This window comes from Nibrella viscosa (assembly GCF_039541875.1).
Classification (GTDB): domain Bacteria; phylum Bacteroidota; class Bacteroidia; order Cytophagales; family Spirosomataceae; genus Nibrella; species Nibrella viscosa.
The window spans coordinates 71,884-97,596 of record NZ_BAABHB010000018.1; the positions used below are offsets into that span (position 1 = coordinate 71,884).

Annotated in this window: 24 protein-coding genes; 13 read left to right on the top strand and 11 right to left on the bottom strand. The window is 45.0% G+C overall.

Annotation, left to right across the window (positions count from 1 at the left end):
* The first annotated feature begins 92 nt into the window (after positions 1-92).
* The 12 genes from ABD931_RS26975 (at position 93) to ABD931_RS27030 (ending at position 10,375) form a co-directional block, all read left to right on the top strand.
* Entirely contained in the window at positions 93-407 is a 315-nt protein-coding gene (locus tag ABD931_RS26975; RefSeq protein ID WP_345271149.1) for a DUF4134 domain-containing protein, read from the top strand.
* Entirely contained in the window at positions 407-769 is a 363-nt protein-coding gene (locus ABD931_RS26980) for a DUF4133 domain-containing protein (protein WP_345271150.1), read from the top strand. Before ABD931_RS26975 ends, ABD931_RS26980 begins: the two co-directional genes overlap by 1 nt.
* Positions 711-3,215, top strand: coding sequence for a TraG family conjugative transposon ATPase (locus ABD931_RS26985; protein WP_440590450.1), 2,505 nt, complete (start codon positions 711-713; stop codon positions 3,213-3,215). The genes ABD931_RS26980 and ABD931_RS26985 overlap by 59 nt, the downstream gene beginning before the upstream one ends.
* Before the next feature lie 26 nt (positions 3,216-3,241).
* A complete protein-coding gene (locus ABD931_RS26990) occupies positions 3,242-4,423 on the top strand; it encodes a TraJ family protein (protein WP_345271151.1) in 1,182 nt (393 codons plus the stop codon).
* 2 nt (positions 4,424-4,425) lie between these two features.
* Positions 4,426-5,070, top strand: a complete 645-nt coding sequence (traK, locus tag ABD931_RS26995; protein ID WP_345271152.1) for a conjugative transposon protein TraK — start codon at positions 4,426-4,428, stop codon at positions 5,068-5,070.
* On the top strand, positions 5,067-5,384 hold the full coding sequence (locus ABD931_RS27000) for a hypothetical protein (RefSeq protein WP_345271153.1): 318 nt from the start codon (positions 5,067-5,069) through the stop codon (positions 5,382-5,384). The genes traK and ABD931_RS27000 overlap by 4 nt, the downstream gene beginning before the upstream one ends.
* On the top strand, positions 5,381-6,637 hold the full coding sequence (gene traM, locus ABD931_RS27005) for a conjugative transposon protein TraM (protein WP_345271154.1): 1,257 nt from the start codon (positions 5,381-5,383) through the stop codon (positions 6,635-6,637). Before ABD931_RS27000 ends, traM begins: the two co-directional genes overlap by 4 nt.
* Positions 6,634-7,584, top strand: coding sequence for a conjugative transposon protein TraN (gene traN, locus ABD931_RS27010; protein ID WP_345271155.1), 951 nt, complete (start codon positions 6,634-6,636; stop codon positions 7,582-7,584). The genes traM and traN overlap by 4 nt, the downstream gene beginning before the upstream one ends.
* A complete protein-coding gene (locus tag ABD931_RS27015; protein WP_345271156.1) occupies positions 7,581-8,177 on the top strand; it encodes a conjugal transfer protein TraO in 597 nt (198 codons plus the stop codon). Before traN ends, ABD931_RS27015 begins: the two co-directional genes overlap by 4 nt.
* The gene (locus ABD931_RS27020) at positions 8,174-8,581 is read left to right on the top strand and encodes a TraQ conjugal transfer family protein (RefSeq protein WP_345271157.1); all 408 of its coding nucleotides are present in this window, start codon (positions 8,174-8,176) and stop codon (positions 8,579-8,581) included. Before ABD931_RS27015 ends, ABD931_RS27020 begins: the two co-directional genes overlap by 4 nt.
* Positions 8,582-8,601: 20 nt before the next feature.
* Positions 8,602-9,618, top strand: coding sequence for a hypothetical protein (locus tag ABD931_RS27025; RefSeq protein WP_345271158.1), 1,017 nt, complete (start codon positions 8,602-8,604; stop codon positions 9,616-9,618).
* Between the two features lie 115 nt (positions 9,619-9,733).
* Positions 9,734-10,375: a hypothetical protein gene (locus tag ABD931_RS27030; protein WP_345271159.1), complete on the top strand. Its 642-nt coding sequence runs from the start codon at positions 9,734-9,736 to the stop codon at positions 10,373-10,375.
* A gap of 420 nt (positions 10,376-10,795) precedes the next feature.
* Here ABD931_RS27030 and ABD931_RS27035 read toward each other — a convergent pair whose 3' ends face one another.
* From ABD931_RS27035 to ABD931_RS27050, 4 genes are all read right to left on the bottom strand, one after another.
* Positions 10,796-12,172, bottom strand: a complete 1,377-nt coding sequence (locus ABD931_RS27035) for a hypothetical protein (protein WP_345271160.1) — start codon at positions 12,170-12,172, stop codon at positions 10,796-10,798.
* A gap of 126 nt (positions 12,173-12,298) precedes the next feature.
* Positions 12,299-14,047, bottom strand: coding sequence for a T9SS type A sorting domain-containing protein (locus tag ABD931_RS27040; RefSeq protein ID WP_345271161.1), 1,749 nt, complete (start codon positions 14,045-14,047; stop codon positions 12,299-12,301).
* 29 nt (positions 14,048-14,076) lie between these two features.
* Entirely contained in the window at positions 14,077-15,558 is a 1,482-nt protein-coding gene (locus tag ABD931_RS27045; RefSeq protein WP_345271162.1) for an SGNH/GDSL hydrolase family protein, read from the bottom strand.
* 392 nt (positions 15,559-15,950) lie between these two features.
* A complete protein-coding gene (locus ABD931_RS27050; RefSeq protein ID WP_345271163.1) occupies positions 15,951-16,271 on the bottom strand; it encodes a hypothetical protein in 321 nt (106 codons plus the stop codon).
* An 827-nt stretch (positions 16,272-17,098) separates the two neighbouring features.
* Here ABD931_RS27050 and ABD931_RS27055 point away from each other — a divergent pair.
* Entirely contained in the window at positions 17,099-17,593 is a 495-nt protein-coding gene (locus tag ABD931_RS27055; RefSeq protein WP_345271164.1) for a hypothetical protein, read from the top strand.
* A 311-nt stretch (positions 17,594-17,904) separates the two neighbouring features.
* On the opposite strand, the gene ABD931_RS27060 is transcribed toward ABD931_RS27055, so the two are convergent.
* The 7 genes from ABD931_RS27060 to qatD form a co-directional block, all read right to left on the bottom strand.
* Positions 17,905-19,071, bottom strand: a complete 1,167-nt coding sequence (locus ABD931_RS27060) for a hypothetical protein (protein WP_345271165.1) — start codon at positions 19,069-19,071, stop codon at positions 17,905-17,907.
* A 91-nt stretch (positions 19,072-19,162) separates the two neighbouring features.
* A complete protein-coding gene (locus tag ABD931_RS27065) occupies positions 19,163-20,692 on the bottom strand; it encodes a matrixin family metalloprotease (protein ID WP_345271166.1) in 1,530 nt (509 codons plus the stop codon).
* Between the two features lie 5 nt (positions 20,693-20,697).
* Positions 20,698-21,063 (bottom strand): hypothetical protein, encoded by a 366-nt coding sequence (locus ABD931_RS27070; RefSeq protein WP_345271167.1) that lies wholly within the window; start codon positions 21,061-21,063, stop codon positions 20,698-20,700.
* A gap of 899 nt (positions 21,064-21,962) precedes the next feature.
* On the bottom strand, positions 21,963-22,559 hold the full coding sequence (locus ABD931_RS27075) for a hypothetical protein (RefSeq protein WP_345271168.1): 597 nt from the start codon (positions 22,557-22,559) through the stop codon (positions 21,963-21,965).
* 10 nt (positions 22,560-22,569) lie between these two features.
* Positions 22,570-23,607, bottom strand: coding sequence for a hypothetical protein (locus ABD931_RS27080; protein WP_345271169.1), 1,038 nt, complete (start codon positions 23,605-23,607; stop codon positions 22,570-22,572).
* A gap of 11 nt (positions 23,608-23,618) precedes the next feature.
* Positions 23,619-24,152, bottom strand: coding sequence for a hypothetical protein (locus ABD931_RS27085; RefSeq protein ID WP_345271170.1), 534 nt, complete (start codon positions 24,150-24,152; stop codon positions 23,619-23,621).
* 792 nt (positions 24,153-24,944) lie between these two features.
* Positions 24,945-25,709, bottom strand: coding sequence for a Qat anti-phage system TatD family nuclease QatD (gene qatD / locus ABD931_RS27090; RefSeq protein WP_345271171.1), 765 nt, complete (start codon positions 25,707-25,709; stop codon positions 24,945-24,947).
* Between the last annotated feature and the right edge of the window lie 4 nt (positions 25,710-25,713).

The following is a 25,713-nucleotide window of genomic DNA, read 5'->3' on the forward strand; positions in this document are numbered from 1 at the left end:
TTTTAACATTACTTTAGATGCATAAAATGCATATTTACAATTATCGGAAGCTTAATTTACTATTTCAACCCTATTTCCTTATGTGCAATCGTATGAAAACTTCGGTTCTTCGGGCAGCCATGGCGCTGTGCCTGATGGGTGTTAATGGATTAGTGCTCGCTCAGCCGGGTGCCGGCAACGGAGCCGGTGCGCTGAGCACAACGGCGACAACAATTCGGAGTTACGCCACATCGGCACAAACGATCGTGCTGGCTTTAGGCGTAGTTATTGGCCTGGTGGGAGCCGTCCGGGTCTACAGCAAATTTCATAACGGTGATCCGGATACTATGAAAGCGGTGATGAGCTGGTTTGGCGCAGCATTGTTCCTGGTGGCGGTCGGTACCATTCTGACAAGCTTCTTCGGCTAATGCTCGAAATCAACAAAGGCATTGGTAAGCCCGTAGAGTTTCGGGGACTAAAGGGTACGTATCTGTACCTGGCAGCAGGCATTGTTATTGGCAGCTTGCTACTGGCTCTGGTCCTCTACGGGTTTTTAGGTCTCAACACCTACCTGGTTACTGCGATTACAATGAGTTGTATTCTGGGTGGGGTTTGGTACTGCATGCGGCTATCGGCTAAGTACGGCGTGTCGGGTCTGCTGAAACTGGAAGCGACCCGGAATCAACCAAAGGCAATTCTGATTTCATCCGCCAAACCATTTGCTACGCTCCGTGAAACTAAACGCCCGAAGTCTCGAAATGGCGCTGCCCTTGTTGGCCGTCGAGAATAATTGCATCGTCTCCAAAATGGCCGATATCACTGTCGGCTTTCGGCTTCACCTTCCGGAGATATTTACCCAGTCGGCCGAGGATTACCGGCAACTGCACGGGGCTCTGGTTAAAGCCATTAAGCTCCTGCCGGTGGGCACCATCATCCATAAACAGGATTGGTTTACCGAAGAAAAGTATCAGGCCAGCCACGATCAGGGCGAAGACAGCTTTCTGACACAAGCCTTTCAGCGTCACTTTGTCGAGCGGCCTTATCTGAATCACGTTTGCTACCTGTTCATCAGTAAGCTGCCCCGGTCGCGCCAAAAACAGAAAAGCAACATGCATAGTCTGACGCGCCGGCGGCTGGTACCCAAAGAGCAGATCATTCCCCGCGAACTGCAACCTTTTTTTGATACAGTGAGCCAGTTTGAACGGATATTGCTCGATGGGGGTATCAAAGCGGACCGGCTGATGGATGAGGAGTTGGTTAGTGGGAAAGGGGATAAAGGGATTATTCCGAATTATTTCCGGCTCCAGCCCGACGGTAGCCAGAAAGTCATTCTCGAAGACTGGGACATCGACGGCCGGGTGCGCATCGGATCTAAAGATGTTTTATGCTTTACGATATCGGACGCTGAGACGCTTCCACAGGCGGTTGATGTGATGGCCGGTTACGGGCCCCTGTCTTCGGATAGCACCCAGTTCGCTGTAGGGAATGTGTTGCCGGTGGGGCTGATGTTGCCCTGCAATCACGTTTACAATCAGTACATCTGTCTGGATGAAGCACAGACCGTGCTGCGGGAGTTCGAACAGACTGCTCGCAATCTGAACTCCCTCTCTCAGTTCTCCAGTGAGAATGGAATAAACCGGGACTGGACTACCCGCTACATCCAGGAGGCCATTCAGCAGCAGCGCACCGTTTGCCGGGCGCATTTTAACGTGATGGTGTGGACTGAAAAACCGGAGCAACTGGATTTCCTCCGGGCCCGCACTTCCTCGGCGATCGCGCAGTTGGACTGTTTACCCAAACAGAATACGATGGATGCCGCACGGTTACTGTGGGCCGGAATGCCGGGTAACGCCGGTGACCTACCGTTCGACGAAACCTTTTACACCTTTGCCGAGCAGGCGGTATGCTTCTTCAATCTGGAGTCTGCCTACCAGTCGTCATTGTCACCCTTTGGCATCCGGCTCTGCGACCGGCATGGCAAACCGGTTTGGGTGGACCTCTCCGACGAACCAATGGAAAAAGGCTGGGTGACCAACCGCAACAAGTTTGTGATTGGTCCGTCCGGATCGGGCAAGTCGTTTTTTATGAATCACCTGGTGCGTCAGTATTACGAACAGGATACGCATATTCTGCTGGTCGATGTGGGACACAGCTATCGGGGACTGTGCGATTTGATTCAGCGAAAAACCCGTGGCAAAGATGGGGTGTATCTAACGTATGAGGAGAACAAGCCTATTACCTTCAATCCCTTCTACGTCGAAGATGGTGTCTATACCATCGACAAAATTACCTCCATTAATACGCTGCTGCTGACGCTGTGGAAGAAAGAAAACGAAAGCTTTTCCCGGACCGAAGAGGTCGCCTTAGGTGATGCGGTAGAGGAGTTTATCAAGCGGGTTCGCAAAGGGCTGGCCGAGGCATCGTTTAATGGCTTTTATGAATACTGCAATGCTGAAGACGGATTTCGGGCGTACCTGGCCGAAAAGAAATACGAAGCCCGGTATTTCGACATTGATCAGTTTATCATCACCATGCAGCCATTTTATAAGGGCGGCAAGTATGACTACCTGCTCAACTCGACGATGAACGTTGACCTGCTCAATAAGCGGTTTGTGGTTTTCGAGCTGGATAACATCAAGGATCACCCGATCCTGTTTCCGGTGGTGACACTCATCATCATGGAAACCTTCGTGGCCAAGATGCGCCGGCTGAAAGGAATCCGCAAAATGATGGTCATTGAAGAGGCCTGGAAAGCGATTGCCAAGGACTCCATGGCAGATTATATCAAATACCTGTTTAAAACCGTCAGAAAGCACTTTGGCGAAGCGCTGGTGGTCACCCAGGAAATAGATGATATCATTGGCAATACCATCGTCAAGGATGCCATCATCAACAACTCGGATTGCAAAATCCTGCTTGATCAGTCCAAGTATCAACACCGGTTTGAGGAGGTTCGGCAGTTACTGGGTCTCTCCGACAAACAGAAGCAGCTGATCCTATCCGTGAACCGGGATCTGGATCCACGACGCAAATACAAAGAGGTGTTTATCGCGTTGGGTTCCCGTGCCAAAGTCTACGCGACCGAAGTAAGCCTGGAAGAGTATGCGGCCTACACCACAGAGGAACGAGAGAAAGTCGAGGTGCAGCAGCGCACGGCCGGCAACGGCGGTGACATTCAGGTGGCCATCGTGGACTTCGCCGACGCACGTCGGATGAAAACTGTGCAACCGGTCTAACACGTACACCTAAACCTTTCCATGATATGATTTTACTCCAACAGCCGGGAGCCGGCACGTATGTCGACTATGGCTTCTACCAGAAGTTTGAGTCGATGGAAGCGGCTATTAAAACCGCGTTTACCGAGGTACTCCAGGGCATGGGCAACCTGGGTGATGTAGCCTCGGCCATTGCGGCTATAGCCGCTACCTTTTATATCGGATTTCGCATTCTGGGCCATTTCGCCCGGGCCGAATCCATTGATGTCTATCCCTTGCTCAGGCCGTTCGCCATTGGTTTTATCGTGCTCAACTTTACCATGGTTACTGACTTCCTGGGCGCACTGATCCGACCGGTGGAGGTGGCCACCCAGAACATGGTCGACATTCAGGTGACGCGCATTCAGCAACTGGAGCAGATGCGTCAGCAGAAGATTCAGGAGCGCATGGCGCAACTCGACGCCGAAATGGGGGAGGAGCTGAGTAACTGGTCGATTGGTCAGTATCTGACACTGGTTATCGAAAAGCAGCGGCTGTATATCCGCGAAGGCTTCGACCTGTTTCTAAAGAATATCTTCTACGCGCTTTTTCTGGCAGCCCGCCTGGTGGTCATGACTGTAAGAGCCTTCTTCCTGATCGTGCTGACCATTATCGGCCCGCTGGCCTTCGCCATTTCCATCTTTACCGGTTTTCAGGACAGTCACCTGATGTGGATTGCCCGGTTCGTGCAGATTTCGCTCTGGCTGCCCATGGCCAATATCCTGGGTACCATCGTGTCTTACCTGCAGGGTAAGGTTATTACGCTTCAGTATCTGGAGTTGACTAATAACGTGCCGGATGAGGCCCAGAGCGGACCGCTAATCTACATTGTCTTCATGATCGTGGCCACGCTGAGCTACTTCACCATTCCGACCATTGCGTCCTACATCATCTCTTCGTCGGGGGTTGCCGGCGCGCTGCAGCGGATGACGAGTTTGTCGACGGCCATGGTAATGGGATCCATGGGAACGGCTACGAGCCCAATGGCCCGGAACGCGGTCAACGGTGTCATGCATGGGGCTGGCCAGGTAGCCGGCGGTGTCGGCTCGGCCGCGATGATGGGGGCAGGCCTGGCCTATGCAGCCGGATCGGCCGCAGCTAAAACGGCCGCTAACTACGGCTCCTTCTACGGGCAAGCCGCCAAACAGGAATTCAACAACATGCGAAACATTACCAAAACGTCTGATTAGTTATGGCCTCCAACGATCAAACCTTTTTCAAGTCGCTACGAAATCTGGAAACCTCCTACCGCAACATCCGGATTTTGGCCTTTACCAGTGTCGCACTGTTCTTTCTGATCACCGTGTCTAGCCTGGTATTTGCCTACCGGGTAAAGACGGATTCGGAGAGCCGCATTTACGTGGTCGAGCAGGGGAAAAGCCTGATTGCAGCCCTACGGAATGATGTACGGGAGAACCGGCCGGTAGAAGCCCGCGACCACGTTCGGCGGTTTCACGAGTTGTTCTTTACGCTGGACCCCGATGCACACGCTATCGAAGAGCATATCCGGGAAGCGCTTCCATACGCAGATGAGAGTGTCAGCCGGCTGTACCTGGATACCAAGGAGAAAGGCTACTACAATCAGCTCATTCAGGCCGCGGCTTCGCAGGAGATTCAGGTTGACAGCATCCAGATCGATCTGAACCAGTACCCGTATCAGTTCCGCACCTTCAGCCGGCAGCAGATTATCCGCCTGACCAATATCACCGTACGCCGGCTGGTAACCACCGGGTACCTGCGCAACGTCAGCCGTTCGATGGAGAATCCCCACGGCTTTCTGATTGAGAAGTTTGCGGTATTGGATAACACGGATCTGGAAGAACGCATGCGCCAATGAAATGGATCCTTACTCCAATTGTACGTCTGGGCGAGTACCTGATGAGCCTCTCTGACCGCACCCGGCTCAGACTGGCCATCATTGCTCTGCTGGTCCTGGGTGGGGGAGGGGTCTATAAGTTCACCCGATCAATTCAGCGCATGCAGGAGCCCCTGCCGAAAGCGACGCCCGAGCAACTGATCAAGCCGATGGAAAGCCTCTTCCGGCAAACTACAGAATCGCTGCTGCAGCAACAGGCATCCCGTCAGGCAACCATTCACCAATTGGATAGTCTCAAAGCGACCTACTCCAGCCAAACTCCGCATAAGCCATGAATACAGCCCTTTCGGCAACGCATACAGAAGTTGCTTTTTTCCGGGAGCGCAAAGCGATGCTGATGTACCCGGTTATTATTGTGCCTTTTCTGATGGCCCTGTTCTGGATTCTGGGCGGGGGCAAGGGCGAACGTTACCTGGCCGAAGAGGCTGCGGCCGACAGGCCCGGAGCCAGCGGATTCAACGCCAGCGTGCCCCAGGCCAAAAACAGCGTTATTCGGACGCGGTCGGTGGAAACTCCAGGTTACGGTTCCGCTCAGGGTGGTCAGGTCCTGTCCAGCTTCACCCATACGCGTCAGGATTCCATTGCACAGGGGTTAAAGGCGATTCCGGCCAGCAGTCCAGCACCGCCAGAAAGACATGCCTCCAGTCTGGCCGCTACGCCGGCGGAAACCAACTTACCAGTACCCGCGATTACGCCGGGCGTCGTCACGCCGGCGGCTCGTCCGGCGCAACGGGCATCCCAGACCAATCAGGCGGCACTGGCAGCGACCTCCGGAGGAAACCGATCCGGAAAAAGCTACTACTACCGCCCCCCTCAGCAAAGCGCTGCAACATCCGAAACCTATTCCGCAACTCAGGCTCCTCAGTATGTCGTCGAGGATATTCATCCTACTCAGCCATCACCGGCAGACGGAGGCCGGCAGTCTGACCAATCGGCTACGACTACGGTTCGGCTCAGCGATAAGCTGGCCACGAGCCGGCTGTCGGATGGGGCAGACAACGAGAGTCCGTTCTACACGGCTCCTACCGGTGGCAATCGCCCCCAGCCAACTCGCGCAGTGCTGAATCCAGGCGAGCATTCCCGCCGGCACATCGCCTGGATGATACCGGTTGTGGTGCACGAAGACCAAGCCATCCGGGAAGGCCAACAGGTCAAACTCCGGTTGCTGAAGGAAGTGACCGTTGAAGGTGTAACGGTACCGGCTAACACTATCCTGTACGCCGTTGGCCGACTGGCCGAGGATCGGCTGATCCTGACCGTGCGTAGCCTGCAGCTGGGAAGTCAGTTGATTCCGCTGGATCTGGATGTCTATGATACCGACGGTTCACCAGGGGTGAATGTGCCCGGTCTGTCGCGTCAGGTGGGCGGCCAGATTCAATCGTCCGCAATTCAGGGCGTCAACCTGCCCGGCGTAGGCGCGTTGGCTAATTCTGTACTCAATTCAGCCCGTATGAATGCATCCAACGCTGTTCGGCAGCCGATGATCCGGCTGCGGGGCGGCTATAATCTTTACCTGAAAGCACAATGAAAACCACAGTACTGTTTCCCTTCCTGCTGAGCGTATGCCTGGGAGAGGTGTATGCGCAGGTCAACTATGTGCAGCCGGGCGTCGGTACGCCGGGCGTCGCCATGCCGGGTCGGTACGCCGATGCAGTCGCCACACCAGTTGGTGTATCGACTTACAGCCAGCCCATTGACCCGGCAACCTTCCGCACGTCGTATGCTATTCACGTGAGCGACACGAAAACCACGCATTTGATCTTTCCTCACGAAATCAAATATGCCGACCTGGGCAGTAAGGATATCTACGGAGAAGCTGTCGAAAAGGCCGGCAACGTATTTCGGATCAAATCTATGAACCGGAGCTTTCTGGGTACCAGCCTAACGGTGATCACCGCCGATGGTAAACTCTATAGCTTCCGGGTGCAATACGATCAGGATCCGTTGGTGCTGACGTATGACCTAAGTCGGCTAAGCCAAACGCCCGAGGTGCCCAAATCCGCGAAAGTGGCTTCCGGATCAGTTGCCAAACTGGCCGATAAGCTAAATACCTTGGGCACGCAGGCCCTGGAGTCTCGCCGGCGTATCAGGCACGTGGGCTACCAGACGCAGGGGATGAAGCTGTATTTGAAGAATATCCTCTATACGGAGGATGTGATGTTTCTGGTGCTGGGCCTGGACAATGACTCCAAGCTGGACTACAACCCCGATTTCATGCGGTTGTACGTGGCGCAGTTGAAGCGGGCGGGCGAGTCGTCAGCCTCACAGGAGGTCATCGTCGAGCCGATCAAGATCTTCGATGACGGTCAGCCAACGATACCTCATCGCCAGACGGTAACGCGCGTACTGGCCATCAACCGGATGACGCTGGAAAAGGACCGCCGGCTAATGGTGCAGGTCAACGAAAAGGAGGGAGCTCGACTGCTGACGCTGCCCATAGGTCCCGAAGAACTAGCCTCCGCCAAACCCCTATGAGAAACGTCGCCATCAGCCTGCTCTTAATTGGTCTGTTGGGGCTGGTTTCCCTGCCTGTGAGCGCACAACTTCACCAGGCAGGGCAGTCTGCTGTAGAGCTGTCAGGCGGTTTCCTGGATGGATTCAGAAAGCCAGTTCAGGATAACTTCGGGTACTTTGCCGGGATCGCCTATAGCCGGTATCGTTCGCGGTATACCTACTGGAAAGCCGGGGCGCACCTCAACGCAAAACAGTATGCCTACGACATCAACCGCGTACCTCTTAACCAGTACCTGGGCGAAGGGGAGATCTATACCCGGGTAGTCGGGCGAGTCAGTCGGAGTGTGGTGGTTAACGCAGGCCTCGGCGTAGCGGGTGGCTATGAACAGATCAATGGCGGCCAGCCGTCGATTGATGGTGCCCGGATTATTAACCGCTCCAGTTGGGTGGCTGGGCCAACCGTAGCACTGGAGGGCGAGTTCCTGGCAAGCGACCGGCTGATCCTGCTGGCCAGAGCCAAGGAATATTACCTGTTCCGGTCTAATGTGGTGCGAACCCGTTTCAACCTGGGTATTGGTGTCAAGTTTATTCTTCCAACCTCTACTGACGAATGAAATCGCTATTCACTGCCTTATTACTGCTGGTGCTGGCCACGGCCTGTCAGCAGGAAAACCTCAGCATTGAAGCACCTTACCGGGTTAAGATCAATGCCTATACGAGCAACTATGTCATGCAAAGCCGGCAGGCACATCGAATCATACTCGACCTCAAAACTGATTCGTACTACCGGCAAACGGGCTATCAACTGGTGTATTACCAACAGGCTGGGCTTGGCCGCCTGTACCGGGACTCTGTGGCCATTCTGCAGCGCGTACCGGTGGCCTTGCCGCTGGGTCAGTCCGAATGGTTGTTTACCCCTGAATCAACGGGGGTATGTCAGGTCATTCTGATTGCACAGCAGGAGCGGGGCTATACTCGCCCGGATACTGTGAGGCTCAACTTTCAAATTGTTCCATAATCCCTTTTCCCGTATTGTTTATGAAACGCTTTTGTATTCTCTTTCTCATACTGGTGGCGCTGTCTACCTCTACCATAATGGCACAGGATGGCGGAGGCACCATTATTAACCTGAAGGGCGATTCCAACACCGAACAGGCCGCTAAACTTGAACTGATTCGGGTGCTACAGGAACGGCTCAACAAACTGACGGTAAGTCAGCTTAACGCCCGGATCATTGTGTCGAAAGGTGTGGTAAATTATTACAAAGTCGGTGAAATTATCCAGATGCAGCAATCCATCTATGCCTATCGCTCCAAATACGTGGGCATGGCTCAGAAGATTGAGAACGGCAATGCGGGTTTTTCGGCCCATGCCGGCAACGGGTTCACCTATAAATACATTGTGCAGCTCAACACGGCGCTGGATAAGGCAAAGTCTATTGGCGATCAGTTGGCCGTAGTGCTCAAGTCCGGCCAGCCGATTCTGTTGCCACCACTTCCGACGTTCAGTATAACTGGGGGAAGCGGTGGCAATGAAGCCAAAGAGATTACGGATCGAATACAGGCGACATTATCAGCCGCCGGCGTCAATTCACAGGAGGACTGGGATAAACTATCGCAGGCCGATCGTGACGCGCTTAGCCAAAAGATTGAGGAACTCAATAAACAGTTCTTCGAAGGCTTGAAGAAGGCAACGGCCGAAGGCAATAAGCAGGTCGTGTCCATTGTCGGCAATGTGGTGGGTTCGCTGTTTGGGGTACCCAACGCCGGCTCGATGCTGGTGGGACTGGCCACCGGTAACGTGAATGCTTTGGCCGGCCTGGTGGGCAGCATCGTCGATAACTTTCAATTACCCGTCGACTATTATGATTCCAATACACTGAAGCTGACGGATTCGGAGCGGTTAAAGATTATTGACGAGCTGCACGTAAGAATGTCGGAGCTTTACCAGCAGGTCAGTGCGCTGGGTGCGAATCTAAGCTCGGAAACCAATAAGCGCTACAACGAACTAAGCCAGCCGCGCAACGAAGCGATTCTCTACGGGCCGAAGAAATAAGTGTCATTCTCGCTTATTAAATACGTTTATAGGGCCTGTAGCTGGAAAAGGAGGTTAAGTGTACGGAAAATTGCAGAAATCGTATTAAACTTTCCAAAACGCGTACTTGAATACTATGAAAAGCATCAGGAAAGGAGTGTTGTGGATTGTGCTGGTAGCCAGCTTCTGGGCTTGTAATAAAGGGAAAGATCCGGAGCCGGCACTGCCCTCATATCTGAGGGTACCGGCGTCAATGGATAGCTACACCGGATCGGGCCTGGTTACAGTGGAGGGGAGCGGACTAAGAATGCGGGCTGAAGGTCCCGAGCAGTTTAATGCTTCGACGAAAACCTATTCAGGTGTATTAGGCGATATAAGCCAGGATGATATCTATATTAATTTCACCGTTGGCCAGCCGCGGCCGTATCAGGAGCGGACGTCGGTACCCAATCAGTACTGGGCGTACGGATCACTCCGAATTATGAACACCCTGACGCCGGGAACCTACCGAATGGGCATCCAGGAGTCACCCGGGCCCAGAGGTGAAATTGCGGATCTGACGATGAACTTACCCGGCCCCCAGGTGTATGTGACCAACTCGGGTAGTTTGACGATTACCGAATCTACCGTCATCAAAACAGAAGGCAGCAGTACGCTCCGACGGGTGAAGGGTACGTTTCAGGCGGTCATGTACGCCGACGGCATTGGCATTCCGACATCTGGACGCAACCCCAATATAAGCGGCACGTTTGATGTACTGCTTCTGGCTAATAACTGACGCTAATACCAAGGACGATATCAGGCTCGTTTGATGTCACACTGTTTGCCATCGGGGTGAACGTGCCGGAGTAGAACCCATAGGTAACAGGTAACGGGCACGGGTAATATGTTGACGCTGTTAAATCAGCCTTGCGATCTCGTAAACTCACAAATGCGCCCCCTCGTATAACCGGTAAGTGGTTAGCTAAACAAGTCTAGAAGTTGAATAAAGGCGGCCAATCGATAATGGAATTGGTCTGATGTGCTAAATTTGGGATTGAAAAGTAAATGGGAGGGCTGCGGAATTTATCCGATTAGTGGATTCACGGAAAACTATTTACGATCAGGTCAAGCTCCTGACGGAATATCTTCAATCATTTGCTAGATTTTCTTTAAATACAGTCTAAACGTAGTTCCTGTATAACAAGCTATAGGCGAATTACTGCACATTCAATACCCTCCCATAAGGCTCGCTTTTGTCAACCACGTTATTCTGCGCATCCAGCACCTGTAGAATGGCCGTATATAAACCGGGCGGTACTGTGGCAGGAATCGTAAATGAACCCGGAAAACCAGAATTCGAGTAATCATAAGGAACTACGCTCGCATAATAGGAAGCATTATCATTAACCGATACGAGCTTTAGGGTAAGATGCTGCGAAAGCTTGTCCAGTATAGCTTTCTCCTGATTTGAGGTAAAGAATAAAGCCACTCCACGCTGTGCCATGACTGGTTCCAGCAGCGAACAAGGATTGGCTTCTTGAACGGAATTTGTAACAAGTGTACCTATAACAGGGTGTGGTTTATCGTCTTTAAGCACATTGAGCCGTAGGCAATCAGGCTGTTTCACCCCTTTGAGGTACACACGCAATACGTACTGACCTGGCGCAAGAGATGAGGGAACAGGCACCTGAATCTGTCGGCCATAAGGCTCAAATACCAAATTCAATAAAGGGTAAGTTCTTCCCTGACTATTTACTAAGTCGAAGCTGAAATCACCTTCAAATAGATTGTAACCCTCAACCGTAAAGGTATTTCCTATGGGTATTCGATAGCCAAAGTATTTTTGTGCTTCATACTTAAACTCAGGCGTTCCTTTGTAAACTAAAAGCGGTTGAGATACCTTTAATATCGTACCATCCTCAAGAAGTAATTCTATTTGATATGTACCAGGTCGGAGCTTCTCGTTGTAAAGGTGAATGCCTAACCTATTAGCAATACGACTAAAGTGTACACCCAACTCCATGTCATCAAGAGGAGTCTTTTTAATAATTATCTTTTCGCCTGAACCCTCAAAGTTCAAGTGCGCTTCTTTAGGCAATTTATTACCGTATAAATTTACCATCGGAATATCGATGCCATATGGGTTTGGATTTTCTTCACCACGAATGGTATAAGAGATCGGTTGTGATAATAACGCTACCTTAATGGGATCTTGGGCAAATGTTTTTACAGTGTAAATGATTGTGTTCAGGCTACCGGACACATCTTTCTTGTCTTTTAACACAATATTGAAGCAGGCGTCACAGCCGAACGCTCTAGGCGCTATATAATCGTTTTTGCCAACCCATTCGGCATTGTCGGTCAGGTCAAGAGCTATGCCTATTCTATCTAAAAGAATGGATGGCATTTTAACCGAAACTATCCTGGTTTTTTGATCAATTGAAATATTTTCCTGTGGGATACCCGCAAAGGAGATCGACTTTAACCGGGGAAGGCCATCGAACAAACGGTCGGGTTCAGGCTCTATACGTCGGCAGGTAATTAACATACCGGCTATAAGCAAAACGCAATATAGTTTGATAAATACCTGCATAGCTGGGCGTAGATAAAGTTCATAGCTTGTTAGTCAAACTACCGTTTAAGAATTGAATTTGATCAGTTCTTATAAAAGTAAATCACGCGACCAAATTCAACGCTCAAACGGTAGTTTACAGATCGATCACTGCACTTTCAACAATTTTTTAGTGATGCCTAAACCATTTACATTTAATCGATAAAATAATATGGACGAAGGCGAACTATCCAGCGAGATAGGATACTTAAAGGTACCCTTAATGTGCATGCTATCGGTCACTTTTTGCAAAATTCGCCCACTCTCATCAATGAGTTCTAAACGAACCCGACTATCGGCTGGAATAGTGAACTCAATGGTTAAATCTTTATCAAAAGGAACCGGGTAAGCCTTGGTTTGGATCCCTTCCTCTTCTTCAGACCAATTCGCAAAAGCTCCTTCCCGACAACTCCCGCAATTTGTATAGATTGTCTGCGAAATTGCCCACTTGCCATTTGAACTCTGTACTAAACAGGCATAAGATCCACCCGTGCTACCAGAGTAACTGAAACTTGTACCAACTGGCGAATTTGTGTTGGCCGATGACATGTTAATCCAGCGGTAAGCGGAGTACGTTCCCTGGCATGTTAAAGTCCAATTACTACCAACTTTGGACATTGTAATTGTTGGTGGTGTGACTCCACCTATTGGACCGGAAGTCGCATTACCTATAGCAGTATTCCAGAGATTTCCAAGTAAGGATACTGCATTATTCCGATCTTCTCTGAAATGTACTTTGTCAGTTATATCCCTATACGAAGTACCATATCCATCAGTTATCACACCTTTGTAGTTGTAGTCTGAAGGATCATAACTAGAATTTGATACAATATCATCCTGTGCGGAAGTGACATCTGTATTGGTTTCGTATCCAGTAGGATTGGCCCCTTGAAAAGATGCTTCAGAAACCAGCCAACGTAGAGAACTGCCATAATCAGTTCTAGTCTGAGCTATCAGGTCTAATAAATTTTGTCGATAGGTTGATCTGTTCGTCCGACCTGAAGGATATTCGTTATCTGCCTCACCTTGATGCCATAAAAGAGCATTTACACCAAAAATTGCAGCATAATACTGTAATGTTGTTTTCAGTGAAAAATATGGTTGTGCAGGTCCAGAATAACTTCCGCCACACCAAACAGACCCAGTATACTGATTTGTCGTATTTGTGCCATTAGCACTTTCTTTCCAGTTTAAGCTACTTGAACCTCCATGGGCAGCATTAAAAAAAGCGATAGGTTTCCCACCAGAAGGGGCTCCACTCTGCAATTGTTGCCCTAAATATGCCCAGCACCATGAATTAGTGCCATTTGGCCCTATACTATTGTATGTACTGAGTGCTGTCATAACGGGATAAGGGGGCAAATTGTTATTGCAGCCATCGGTGTAATTATGGCTGACAATACCATCATAAGTAGTATTAAGACTTGGCAGGCTACTACTTCCTCCTTGAGCATTCGATTGGCCTGAGATCACAAAGACATCGCCAACACCAAAAACAACTGAATTAGACGATCCGGCACTACTGGTACTTATATTCCAAACCCGGACAGCAACCGAATACCATCCAATTGGTAAACTTAACGTTGTCCGGAATAAACCATAGGTTGGGTTTGTCGTTATGGTCGTCCAGGTCTGCTGAGTAGAAAGATAGTGGCTGTCACTAACATCTAACCGGTAAACTTCATACTCAATTCTATAATTGGACAACGATGAACCAATGTATTGTCCTGCTAAAACAACCGATGTATTTGTTGATGTAGATTGATACACACCCGCTACCGGCAACGAAATAGACAATTGAGCCAGGGAGCGTATAGCACAGGCCAGAGCCATTCCTAACAATATAAACTTTTTCATAGTTTGAGTCATCTAATTGGGTGTATATTTTATTTTGTTACCTGTGAGGCAAAATTTGCAACATTGATTAATGGAATATGGGCGTTAAAATGCTGGTTAAGCACCTTTATCGTTTCGTTAGCAATAACCGCATTGCCGATAGCGGAGGGATAGAGGCCATCGGCTGAAAAAAAGTTGCCCTTAGGCGTTCCATCAATCGGATACCCATCATCCGTAACAAAGCCACCCTCATAAATTTTTTCGTAAAGCGATTCCAGGTCTACCACAAGTAATCCATTTTTGCGAGCTTCCTGACGAATTCGATTGTTGTATAGTGCTGGTGATCCGCCTTCAATTTCACCTTGATCGGCTACATCCACATCGGATAACTGATACTCTAAGCCGTTCGGAGACTGTTTGGCCATGTTAAAAAGTGCCTCAGTTGCCTTGGTTGGTAAGAAAATCATATTGCCCCGAAGGAGTTCATACCCCAAAAGACCTTCCCGCGTTCGGGTAATTTTAGCATTTTTAGCAAGCTGGTTAAGCTGACTGATTGAGTACCAGTTAAAATAGGCCAAATGTTTAAAATGGGGTAACGTAAACACAACACCTGCGGCCCCGTTACTCTGTGCTTTCCGGGCAACTACAATCGATAAGGGAGGAGTTTCTGATGAGGCCATTGGCCAACTAATATTAACATGTTTACTTTTGAGATTTACATCGATCCAAGTATCAAACCCAAAAGCAGCCAATACAAGAGAGGGCTGTTTCGCCTTCAAGCTTTCGTCCAGCATTTGCCAGTAGGTATACTTGCTTTTATCAACCTTTGGCTTTAATCGCCATAAGAAGATCATATCATCGGTCCACCGGCGACCATCTTCAACATATACCCAACCGTTATTGTTTGGAGATAACGTACCGCCCATCCCTGCCCAGTCGGCTTTAGGTAGAGCCATATTGCTGACCTCATCTCCAACATAAGGCATAAGCTCAGGTATATCCGAGGAGTTGACGATAGCAGTATTATTCGTTACTTCCTGCCACCTAGGCCCTGTAGAGTTAGGAGAAGCTATCAGATAGCCTGTTCCATTACCATGTTCCGTATCAAATAAAGGAGATCTAAAATTTGTCAAACCCATTTGGTATGCCACCAAGTTAGGAAAGGCAGTTTGCTGGCCCGCTCTGAACAAACCTCCATCCCGCCAACCGGCCGCAAGACCATCGCCAAATACTACAAGTGGAAAGGCTTTGCCCGCTAATTGCATCTTACCCAAATCAGGAATGTTTGTAGGTTGGCTTGGAGGTAAGTTAAACTCCCTCACTTGTACTTTCTTATTGCCTGTAATGAACTCCGGTTCAATCAATCTTTTTAGGAACACGGGCTTAGAGGCTGTTTTCACCTTTGTGCTATCCCACGTATCAGCAGGATCACCGAATTTGTTTTCTTTTGCATACATTCCTTCGCAAATAGCCATACCTGCCAAAATAGTTGCTATGTATGCTGGTCTACTTAACATAATAAATTTTTTCATAAAGTTTAAATTTAAAATTTATACTAAAAATTATATGGGTAAGCAATCAACAGAGAATCACAACTATCTATGGCAAATCACCACTAATAGAAGTAATTTACATGAGTTTTTAGCTACCAATAGTACATTTGGCGATCTTCTTCACATGCAGAAATTGTTGATTATGGACGAAGAACTTAGCTCAAAAAAATCAGAATAGTATTCCCGAATTGAGCGCTATATTTCGGGAATTAATTCAAAGTCTTTTGATCTATATTTATGTAAACTATAAAAATAGGTGGCACAATTTAAAAGAGACTTTAGTGTTTTGAGTTTATAATCGATTGTTAAAAACCTCTAAAAGAAACAAGGTTGAAAGTTATATTTTAAAATGAATTGATCTTTTTACTGGTTTAGCCATTCAATGCGCTAGTAGGGTCACAAATAGTAGGACAGGGCTGACCAAATGCCAGTACCCCATCAGTATCACTGGTGGGCAGGATGTCGCGTCCCTCGGCATCCACAGCTACCAACAGCAATTGGGGATTGGTGTCCTGCTGACCGTAGTAGATGCGGATGGCGGTCCCCCGGCTAAGGAGCTGTTGGAGCAACTCCGCGCTGAAGAGTTCGGCCCGGACGGCATCGGGATGCTCGGCCCGGTAGCGGGCGGTCAGTTCTTTGGCTTCGGCCACCGGGATAAAGCGGCCTGGGGAGGAGATAAAGTTGGTTCCCATTGGTTTATTATTTTTCTAAATGGTAGGAAGGAGTGCGCCAGCTCCGAGATGATGACTGGCATAAACCTAATCGGCTGGGTATTGATGTCAAAATATTTTCGACCAAAGTGGGGTTAGAAACGATAAGGACCGCTTTAGAATCGACAAAGCTACAAAGCTGTTTCCTACCCTGTGAGGGAGTGACGAGCGAGTCGGGTTTGGTGGCCTCGTTGCAGAGGATGATAGACCAATAGGTCGTAGGTGCGCTGATGCGAAGTAAGTAGCCGATTTACTTAAATGTAAGCGAAACTAACAATGCAGTGCCTTTCAGAAGCTACGTATAGGCTCTGGCGTCAGTTTTGATATCCGTAAGAGTAGCACTATTAGTACTACTCCCCAAAAATTAGACCAATCGCAAAGTTGAACTAAAACATGTAAACTAGTGGTCTGATGAAAACCAAACCTAATCGGTCTGCCGAAGCAGCAATACTCCTCCAGCACCGAAGCCAAGCAGACTTTAGCCGAGTCAGACACCCGCTTCGAGGTGCATGTCGACATGATCATTAAGTAGAATCGGAATGCCGACGTAGCAGGACTTTCTGGAGCGGGCTCCCTAACTCTAAAATCAAGCTAAGTCGTAATATAAAAATGTTTATTACTACTTTAAAAAAGAGAAGCGCCTATTCTTCTTAAAAATTATGTAGTATCAAAATTAATTATAAAATATAACTGTTTGGAACATATTATATTCAAAAAGCATTCGTTATATATTTTAATTACCTGTAGATAAAACCCAATTTTTAAAATGCCAGCTAAGTAAATGTTTCAATTATCAACCTTTTTTGCTTATGAGAAAAAATAACACTACGATTATGCTGCTGTTTGTGCTAATTACATTATTCTACAGTTGTAATAATGAAAAGATTGTTTTGCCAGTTCCGTCTTCCGCAATTGAGGGCGTTTATTATGCAGAAAGCTATTACTCTAAATCAGGTGAGGGTATGACCTACCCTATTCTAGGAAAAACTATGATATTAAAGTTAACGAGTGTTAGTAAGGACTCCGTAAAAGTTGAACTTGAAGCCACTCCTAATGGAGATTATTCACCAGGAAGCAACCGAAATTTTGAACGACTTTTCATCAAGCAAGAAATCGAAGCACAACTTATTGCTAAAAAGATGGTTAACTGTATTGGTTATAGTATTGACTTGCCAATCAACCAGAACAATACGATAAATTATGAGAAGTTAAGGCAAATATGTGGAACTGGCTATTCTATTTATTACTATTTTATAACTCCTAATAGCAAAGTAGAAGCCACAGTTCGTTTTATTAAAATGTAACTATCATTCGAAACCTTAGGGAGATTAGTACTTTTCGAATCTAAAGATATGTTCTTTCATTAACTTGGAAGACGTCATACAATGCTCAGACTTGAGAAATTAAATCAGTATTAGTTGCCTGATATTTGCAAACACACATAGCCATACACACCCTAGGAGAGTATTACAATAAGTGGGTCAGATGTAAAGCTTATTACTTTTTGCCTGACCCACTTATTGTAATACTCTCCTAGGGCATAGTGTTGAACTACGATAAAGGTTTATAAATAATATAGGTATTTAGTCAACAGTTCTTATAAGGTGATGCGGCCTTAATGAAGTATCACACGAATTGCATCAACTGTATGTTCCTTGTTTTTGTAGTTAATTACGTGCAAATAGTAGGTGCCACGAGTTAAATCTTCTACGTCCAAAACTATACTTTTATTGTTTAAGAACGCTTTTTTATCAAAAATATCTTTAATTTTAATTGATCTAACTGGCTTTTTAATACTTTCACTGTATAAATCTATTTGATCAGGTAAGGCTTCTATAATCTCTGTATTATCAAAATTAATCTGCAAGCTTGAACTTGCTGGATTAGATGCCAAGCTGTAGCCAGAAGTGGTTGTAAAAGTCGGATACCTACTTGCAGAGCCGCAACTATTTGAGGCAGAAATTGGAAAGAACGTAAAATTCTGTCCAGAACTTAAATTAAACCTGTACTCATAGGTTGAACTAACATAACCATTTATAGAGTTATTTACTGTCCAATTAACAGTTCCATCATTCTCATTCGTGCGAACAATATACCATGTATATGGTGAAACTGTATTGACTGTATTGACTGTGTTGGTTACTCCACTCCCCTGGGTTCCATAGGTCATCACTTGTAAAGTTGGTGCCCCTGCATAAACAATTTTGGATCTAGTTACTACACCACAGCCATTTGTTGTGTTAATAGTTACACCAACGAAGCTACTTCCATTACCTGTAGTAGATACTTGAGTGGACGTATTACCATTCGAACCTAAACTTAAATTACTGCCAGTTGACCAAGTGATAGTTCCACTAGGTGGATTATTAAGTGAAAATATTTTAACTTCACCTGAGCATACATTACTATAACCAATTATATCAAAATTATTAGGAATGGGTCTTTCAACTGTAATTGAGACTTGACTAGTCCTGCCAGATAAATCAGTTAAATACTCCATAGTTAAAGTTCCGCCTGTAGAATAAGTCGCTGCAAACACAGGACAGCCTCCTTGCGAATCATTATTTTGAACTGTCCATCCTGTTGGTTGGGTAATAACGCTATTACAAAACCTGTATATGGCTCCATCTTTTATTTTAACAGAAACCGATTGCTGTCCACATAAAATAACCGCTGTCGTTCCAGCAGCGTAAAATGTACCATTGAGCTCAATACCCACTTGAGCATAGCATACATTAAGATAAAAATATATTAAAGAAATTAGAGTAGCAAGTGTTTTCATAGTAACAATTTTTGAAAGTGAACAGAAATTAATTTAAACTTTTGGAAAATTTACTTAAATTTTCGTATAAGACAATGCTTTAATATAAAGCCTAATTAAGTAAAATTCGAACAATATTATCCACTTTATTCATAATATTTGCGCTTTTAAAGTGTAAATAATAAGTGCCACGAGGTAAATGTCTAACATCTATTTCTACTTTTCTATTTTCTCTAAACGTTTGTTCTTTAATTAAATCTTTCATGTTAACTATCTTAGTAATAGAAGTATTCTTCTCATTAATTAGTACGATTTGTTCTGGGAGAGTTTCAAAATAATCTACTTTGTCAAATTGAATGGTAATTGAATTCTGAGCAGGATTAGGCGCTACAAAATAACTAGACGGAACTGTGAACGTTATTGTGCGACTAGCAGATCCACAAGAATTAGATGCGGCAACTGTTAAGTTTACCGATTGGCCAGGAGTGAGGTTAAACCGGTATTCTCCTTGATTCGGAGAATAGCCATTTATTGAAGAACTAGGGTTCCAAAAAGGTCCAGACGTTAACTGTGCTAATTCAGTATTTGTACGAAGAATATACCACGTGCCAGGCGAAACCATATTAACAGAATAAACTGTATTTGTTTGCCCTGTGCCTTCCGTACCATAAGTCATTTGCTGCAAACCTGGATTACTTACCCATAAATTTTCTCTATTAATTGTTGTGCTCCCGCAGCCAGATTGTAAACTGTAGTTAATTGCATACTTTGATCCTAACTGACCGGAAACAGTTAAGTTAGCTGATGCACCAGTTCCTGAAGAGTTCGCAAATGAAAAGGCTGGTGTAACTGACCAATTTATTGTAGTTCCAGGTGGGACTTCTTGTAAAGTTAACACATTAGTACTACAAAAATAGTTTGATCCAGTTATAATAGAGCCTGTACCTTTTGCACCGTACATACTTTGAACACCAGCAATATCGTCACTGCTTAAATATCGGTGTGATCCAGTGTAGCTAGCATTCATAAGTGCTCCTGAAGCCGTAGAATGATTGAGCCCCAATATATGCCCAATTTCATGTGCTGCAACTGTGACTAAATCGATTGGCTGCTGATTATTATTTTTTATCAGGTCTGTCCAATCTTCATCATCATCAAAATGTAAATCTCCATCAAGTGGATCCGTTGAACCTGGTAATGGTGGAGGGTTTCCATGCGCTAATAAATTTGGAACTATACCATCATAACGTCCATCAAAATTCTGATTGTCTCCATGATTGCCTGTAGTCCACAAAATTCTAATATCCGCAGATGCCTCGTTACACACTTCTAAAAATGCAATATCTGTTTGAGACGCCCATAAATCGAATGCTTGACGAATTGCTTGCCTTTCTCCATCTCCAGCAATATCATTAGTGCCATTTTGAAAGTAGTACGTTAAAATACGATGATTCCAAGATCTATTAATTGAAAAGTAAGCTGATACATTAGTATTTTTCTTGCCTTGAGTTAAATTAGAGGATACAGTTACTGGCCAATCGTCGTATAAAGCACTCTCTTTTTTTGAGCCTTGGCCTAATGTTAAAGACTTTGTTGTAATAATAAGCAAAAAGGCAGTTAAAGCTTTATAAATGTTTTTCATGGTTTTTATTTTAGTTTCTTAATATGTGTCAATTTTAAATAATAGTATTCTTGGCCGCTCCCTTTAAAGGCAGGTATACCATCGTATTTTCTGTATTCACCATCGAATTTTACCTTTAGCCCATCTTTCTTAAGGCTTAATGGTAGATTACAAGTGATGCCTAGGTCTTCTGAATCAATTGTTGCTGTTGGTACCGAAATTATATATGCATTTTCATTTGTATTAAACCAGATAATCCCAGTCGTTGCAGTCACTTTTTTAATTAGTTGACTTTGAATGCAGGAGCTTTCGGTTGTGTTTAATAAAATTTCATCTGAAGGATTATCAGGGTTAATACCTTTATGAAATGTACAAGAGAATGATATTGACAAAACGCCAAAGAATAGATTCGTTACAAAGTGTAGCTTCTTTTTAATTTTACCCTGTTTTATTATAGCAACTTTAGAGAGGATAAACGTTGGCCTAGGTACTCTGAGTTAAATGGTTTAGTTGCCTCGAAATTGCTTCTAAAGTAATCTTCACGATAGTAAATTCCTTTTATTAGCTTTCATTAGCCTAATCGTTGCTTTAAAAACTAAGATATAGCTGACCTAAAGCTGATACTGCGGCAGCTTCACCGGGCGGTAAGATGTTGCACACTTTTACACCCCTAGAAACCAGTAGCAACTGAAGGGCTGTGTACTTAAAGCTGTTGTTGTTGCTGAAAACTACTCTCAGCTGAGTAGCTGCTTCTGGTTTTCTTAAGGGTGGAATAGTAGCCTTATAAGGAAAAGTAGTTGCTTCCATCACTTTTGTTTATCTTTAAAATTATTGGTAGATGTCCACCAGACGGTTTAGCCTCGCCCTTTGACCTAAAGCAGCACCAGTGTGTTGACTAGCTTAAACCTAGTCGTTGGGGTATTAACCTCAAAATATTTTCGACCAAAGTGGAGTTAGCAGCGACAAGCATGGCTTTAGAATCGACAAAGCTGTTTCCTACCCTGCGAGGGAGTGACGAGCCAGCCGAGTCCGGTGGCCCCGTTGCAGATGGTGATTAGCTATTGCCTAATCATCTTTTACCTCATTTTGCTTCACACCAGCATGCTTACATGAGAGGCCGCAACTGACGTAGAGCATATTTTTTGACTTAGTTCAGCTAACAAAAAAGTGGGTATAGCTGCCCGCTTTTTTGTTAGCTGATGGCTTTTTTGCATGGCTATGTACGAGGCTTTTTAACCGCTACATACCATGTATAGACTTATTAGTTTATTTGAAAAGCGGTAATAAGCTCTTAATCACTACTAATCGATGATCCATTCGAAATTACATAATGCTGAAATTCTCTATCTTTCAGTCCATATGTCATATATAAAACTATTGCATCTACAGGGTTACTTTTAAAACAAAAAGGCAAATTATTGCTTTCTTTAAGACCCCTTTTTTGAAAAGGGTTATGGTGTAAAAACTTCCTTATTGCGAATTTTAATTTACCGTTCTCCGCTCTTAAACATGAATCATTGAAAATCACAGCAGGTAAAAATTTGACTTTCAAATCGCCTTCAATTGTCTTAAGAACATTCTTAAATGAAAAATCTGGACCAAATAAAGTTATATTAATACCCCAAATATTTTCATTATAAAGCCTTAGCGAATCCGTAAGTTTAAAATCTGAACAGGCAGTTACTGTTACACATCGTGTCGTGTCTATTTTATAACGTTTTCCAAATTCTTGTTGATCTAATTTATAAAGATTAATTGCTGTGTCTAGTTTTAACGGCATATATATTTTTTTGCCTAAAACATTGAAATTAATTGCCTTCTCATTTGCTTCATCAGTACTACAACCTAAAAGGGTAAAAAAGGCAAGAATAAAAAATGAATTTTTCATAATAAATGAATTATCTTCTTGATTCTCCAGCTACTTTTGTTGTTACCAGTTCGTCAAAATATTCATCTCCTTGTAGGCTAGGGTCTGAGTTCTTTTTAATGTAAAAAAGCTGACCGTTTGTGATTCGTTGATTTAGTTCTTGTATCCAAGTTGGAGTAAGTTGGTTGCGACAAAAAAACCAACAGTTTTGCCAATCACTAAAATAATAATCAAATATAGAAATACCCTGTGCATTATTATCATAATCCATTAATATTTCTTTTGAAGCGATTGATCGAGGAACGTAATGCTCATGTGCGTTTCCCAAATTAATAGACATTTGTCTTCCAAATGTCGCAGCATTCATAATACGTAATATGGCATGCTTGAAGGCGTTACCGGTACATTGTCCACAGCTAGCAGGATTCATTCCATTCGTTAATCCACTAAAATTAGATCCAGTGTGTACCGTAGCCAGAAATCCATCGTGCATATGCCTCATAAGATGAATTCGATAATAATTTTGCCCATCTATATTCCTTAAAAGAGTTCTTTCTTCTTCGGTAATTTCTCCATTTAAATAGGTTGAAGCTAAACCCTCTAACTGCTGAATAGAGTAACCTGCCCACATACTTAATGCTTTTGTAAGGCTTTCAGCAATTCCCCATTCATCATTATCTAGTAAATATTCTTTCTCGGGTAACGTCAACTGTGAGCTGTAAGTATTAACCAAATTAGCCATTACCTGGTTTAAATTACTACCTTCAGGTATAGTTGAAAGTGTTCCTCCTGATCCATAGGCTGCTTGTCCAATCTGTCCTGTAAAATAACTGGAGCCATCTCCTTCACAGTAGCTCTCTGTTGACGTTGTAGTCCATGAACATTGTTGACATTGCTGATCCATTGTTGAAGCAGCAATTCGAGCGTTTGCACAAGGAACCTGAGTACAGGTCATAGTGCCATATAAGTAGTAGGAGCAGTATCCACTTGCTATTCGACCTGTGGAAGGTTTCCCTTTTAACTGGTAAGAAGAAAGCAGTATTTGCGATTTAAACTTTCCATTCTCCATTTTCCAGCCGTCTACAAATTCTTCCGTATACCAGTCACGGACACAAATATAACCGAGAACTCTTGACCTTTGATTTTCTTGCTCTTAATGCTTTTTAGCTTTTCTTGAAGATTTTTGTCAGGTAGGATATAAAGTACATATTTTTGATATTGTCCTTTGGTATCTTTAAAGAAAAGAGCTTTGCGCATCAATCCAGTGTTTGTATTCAATTTATCCTTAAACTCACTCTCTGTACTCTCAATAGCATCGGCTCTTAAGAAATCTTCGGTTTTATATGCTAAAGTTGTAACTACAAAGTTTCTGTTGTTATTGAAATAACCTTGTTGGTAAAAGTCCCACAGAACAGTCTTTTCAATAGAGGAAGCCTTTTTGCCGTTTGATGCACCCTCTGTCTTCTTGAACCAATCTTTTAGCTCTTGCAAATTGATTGGCTCGTTTACATTATCTTTACTTTCAGAAATCGGCTCAATATGTTTTTCACAACTGAGTAAAATGATAGTTATAACTAAAGGTAACCCGAATAAAAGTTGAAACCTTGCTTTCATAATATCTGATTTTTGTTTTATAGTTGAGGTTCAATAGAGCATTTTAAAAATTATTCATTGATGGCTAAAAGTTTTCAGAGTACGATTAAGTACACTTTTTTGTATCACGCATAATCTGAATGTATAACTAACCCTTTATTGCTGACAGATTTTATCTTAAAGTTAGCTGGGTATATTCTTGGTTATGCTCGGTCCGGTAGTGGGTGGTCAGTTCTTTGGCTTCGGCCACCGGGATAAAGCGATCTGCGGAGGAGATAAAGTTAGCTTCCATTGATCTACTGTTTCGCTTAACGATGAGGAATACGAGTGCGCCAGCCCGGCTCAAATCTGCCCTTTGGCCTGATGCAGCACCCGTGTGTTGACTGGCCTAAACCTAGCTGGTGGGGTATTCAGGTCAAAATATTTTCGACCAAAGCGGAGTTAGCAGCGACAAGAATGGCTTTAGAATCGACAAAGCTGTTTCTTACCCTGTGAGGGAGTGACGAGCCAGCCGAATCTCGTGCAGGTGATGATAGACCAGTAATTCGTTGGTGCGCTGATGGGCGGAGTTCTGTTCCAGGGAAGCTGTAATGGTTGAAACTGTTGTGCTAATTAGCTTGCGTTATTCACTGAATAGCTGCACTCAACCGAAGTTGTACCCGCAACCAACTATTGATTTTCCGGTACTCCTAAGCTAATGCCTGCCGTTCGGAATTCAGCCAGTTTTAAGAAATGGTTGACAATGTCTGCCAGGTTTGACTGTGTGGCAGCCTAAATGCAGATTAACGGATTATCAAAAGGAGGCTTTAAGTCTTAAAGGTTTAAGCTGCCATTAGCCTGATTTAGTAAGCTTTTAAAGTTTTGCCAAATTATTTCTTTTGATTCAACTGGCTCTATTTTCCAAATTCGACTCAAACCAGAGATTGTTTCTCGTAGAGAGTCTTCCCGGTTCGTAACCTTGTCTGAAAATGTAAATGGGGCGTCAGTTTCTGTCAAAATTTGCTTGACAGGAATATTGCTCAGCATCGCTTGTCCCTTCTTACTGGATACCATTCTGTGATTTACTGAGAAGAAAAAGCCGGCGTTAACAGCTCTTCGAAGCGGTTCTAGTTCTCCCGAGTACCAATGTAAGATGACTGGATGTGAACCTAACCTTAAGAGTTCAATTAACTCCTCGACTGTTTCACTTGCTGCAGCTCGGCTATGTACCGTAAGTATCTTCGATGCTTGATTTTGCAATAACTTTAAAATCGTTGTAAAAACTATATGCTGAGCGTTGCGAACTTGTGCATCCTTTGAGGTGCCATCTAGGCCAATCTCTCCAATATAACGAGTTGCTGTGATATTCTCCTCAAATACACTTAGCTCTTTTAGCCGTTCAATAGCCAGTTCCGGATGTAAACCTAAGGCCACCCGAATGTTTTTGCAATTAGAAAATAGGTTAGAGTTTGGCTGCCAGAATTTAGGCGCATTGGTTACGGTGATTGTTTTTATAGGAGCAGCGTCTTCCTGCAACACTTGCTGTCGGATTTCAGGAAATAAATCTAAATGACAGTGTGTATCAACATAATAAGCCATTTTG

Bases quoted from the DNA above. Each gene is read 5' to 3' on its own strand.
- ABD931_RS27000 (WP_345271153.1), top strand. From the start codon at position 5,067: ATGAAATGGATCCTTACTCCAATTGTACGTCTGGGCGAGTACCTGATG.
- ABD931_RS27030 (WP_345271159.1), top strand. From the start codon at position 9,734: ATGAAAAGCATCAGGAAAGGAGTGTTGTGGATTGTGCTGGTAGCCAGC.
- traM (WP_345271154.1), top strand. From the start codon at position 5,381: ATGAATACAGCCCTTTCGGCAACGCATACAGAAGTTGCTTTTTTCCGG.
- qatD (WP_345271171.1), bottom strand. From the start codon at position 25,709: ATGGCTTATTATGTTGATACACACTGTCATTTAGATTTATTTCCTGAA.
- ABD931_RS27015 (WP_345271156.1), top strand. From the start codon at position 7,581: ATGAGAAACGTCGCCATCAGCCTGCTCTTAATTGGTCTGTTGGGGCTG.
- ABD931_RS27075 (WP_345271168.1), bottom strand. From the start codon at position 22,559: ATGAAAAATTCATTTTTTATTCTTGCCTTTTTTACCCTTTTAGGTTGT.
- ABD931_RS27080 (WP_345271169.1), bottom strand. From the start codon at position 23,607: ATGGAGAATGGAAAGTTTAAATCGCAAATACTGCTTTCTTCTTACCAG.
- ABD931_RS27065 (WP_345271166.1), bottom strand. From the start codon at position 20,692: ATGAAAAACATTTATAAAGCTTTAACTGCCTTTTTGCTTATTATTACA.
- ABD931_RS27035 (WP_345271160.1), bottom strand. From the start codon at position 12,172: ATGCAGGTATTTATCAAACTATATTGCGTTTTGCTTATAGCCGGTATG.
- ABD931_RS26980 (WP_345271150.1), top strand. From the start codon at position 407: ATGCTCGAAATCAACAAAGGCATTGGTAAGCCCGTAGAGTTTCGGGGA.
- ABD931_RS27085 (WP_345271170.1), bottom strand. From the start codon at position 24,152: ATGAAAGCAAGGTTTCAACTTTTATTCGGGTTACCTTTAGTTATAACT.
- traK (WP_345271152.1), top strand. From the start codon at position 4,426: ATGGCCTCCAACGATCAAACCTTTTTCAAGTCGCTACGAAATCTGGAA.
- ABD931_RS27020 (WP_345271157.1), top strand. From the start codon at position 8,174: ATGAAATCGCTATTCACTGCCTTATTACTGCTGGTGCTGGCCACGGCC.
- traN (WP_345271155.1), top strand. From the start codon at position 6,634: ATGAAAACCACAGTACTGTTTCCCTTCCTGCTGAGCGTATGCCTGGGA.
- ABD931_RS27055 (WP_345271164.1), top strand. From the start codon at position 17,099: ATGAGAAAAAATAACACTACGATTATGCTGCTGTTTGTGCTAATTACA.
- ABD931_RS27050 (WP_345271163.1), bottom strand. From the start codon at position 16,271: ATGGGAACCAACTTTATCTCCTCCCCAGGCCGCTTTATCCCGGTGGCC.
- ABD931_RS27060 (WP_345271165.1), bottom strand. From the start codon at position 19,071: ATGAAAACACTTGCTACTCTAATTTCTTTAATATATTTTTATCTTAAT.
- ABD931_RS27045 (WP_345271162.1), bottom strand. From the start codon at position 15,558: ATGAAAAAATTTATTATGTTAAGTAGACCAGCATACATAGCAACTATT.
- ABD931_RS27025 (WP_345271158.1), top strand. From the start codon at position 8,602: ATGAAACGCTTTTGTATTCTCTTTCTCATACTGGTGGCGCTGTCTACC.
- ABD931_RS26975 (WP_345271149.1), top strand. From the start codon at position 93: ATGAAAACTTCGGTTCTTCGGGCAGCCATGGCGCTGTGCCTGATGGGT.
- ABD931_RS27040 (WP_345271161.1), bottom strand. From the start codon at position 14,047: ATGAAAAAGTTTATATTGTTAGGAATGGCTCTGGCCTGTGCTATACGC.
- ABD931_RS26990 (WP_345271151.1), top strand. From the start codon at position 3,242: ATGATTTTACTCCAACAGCCGGGAGCCGGCACGTATGTCGACTATGGC.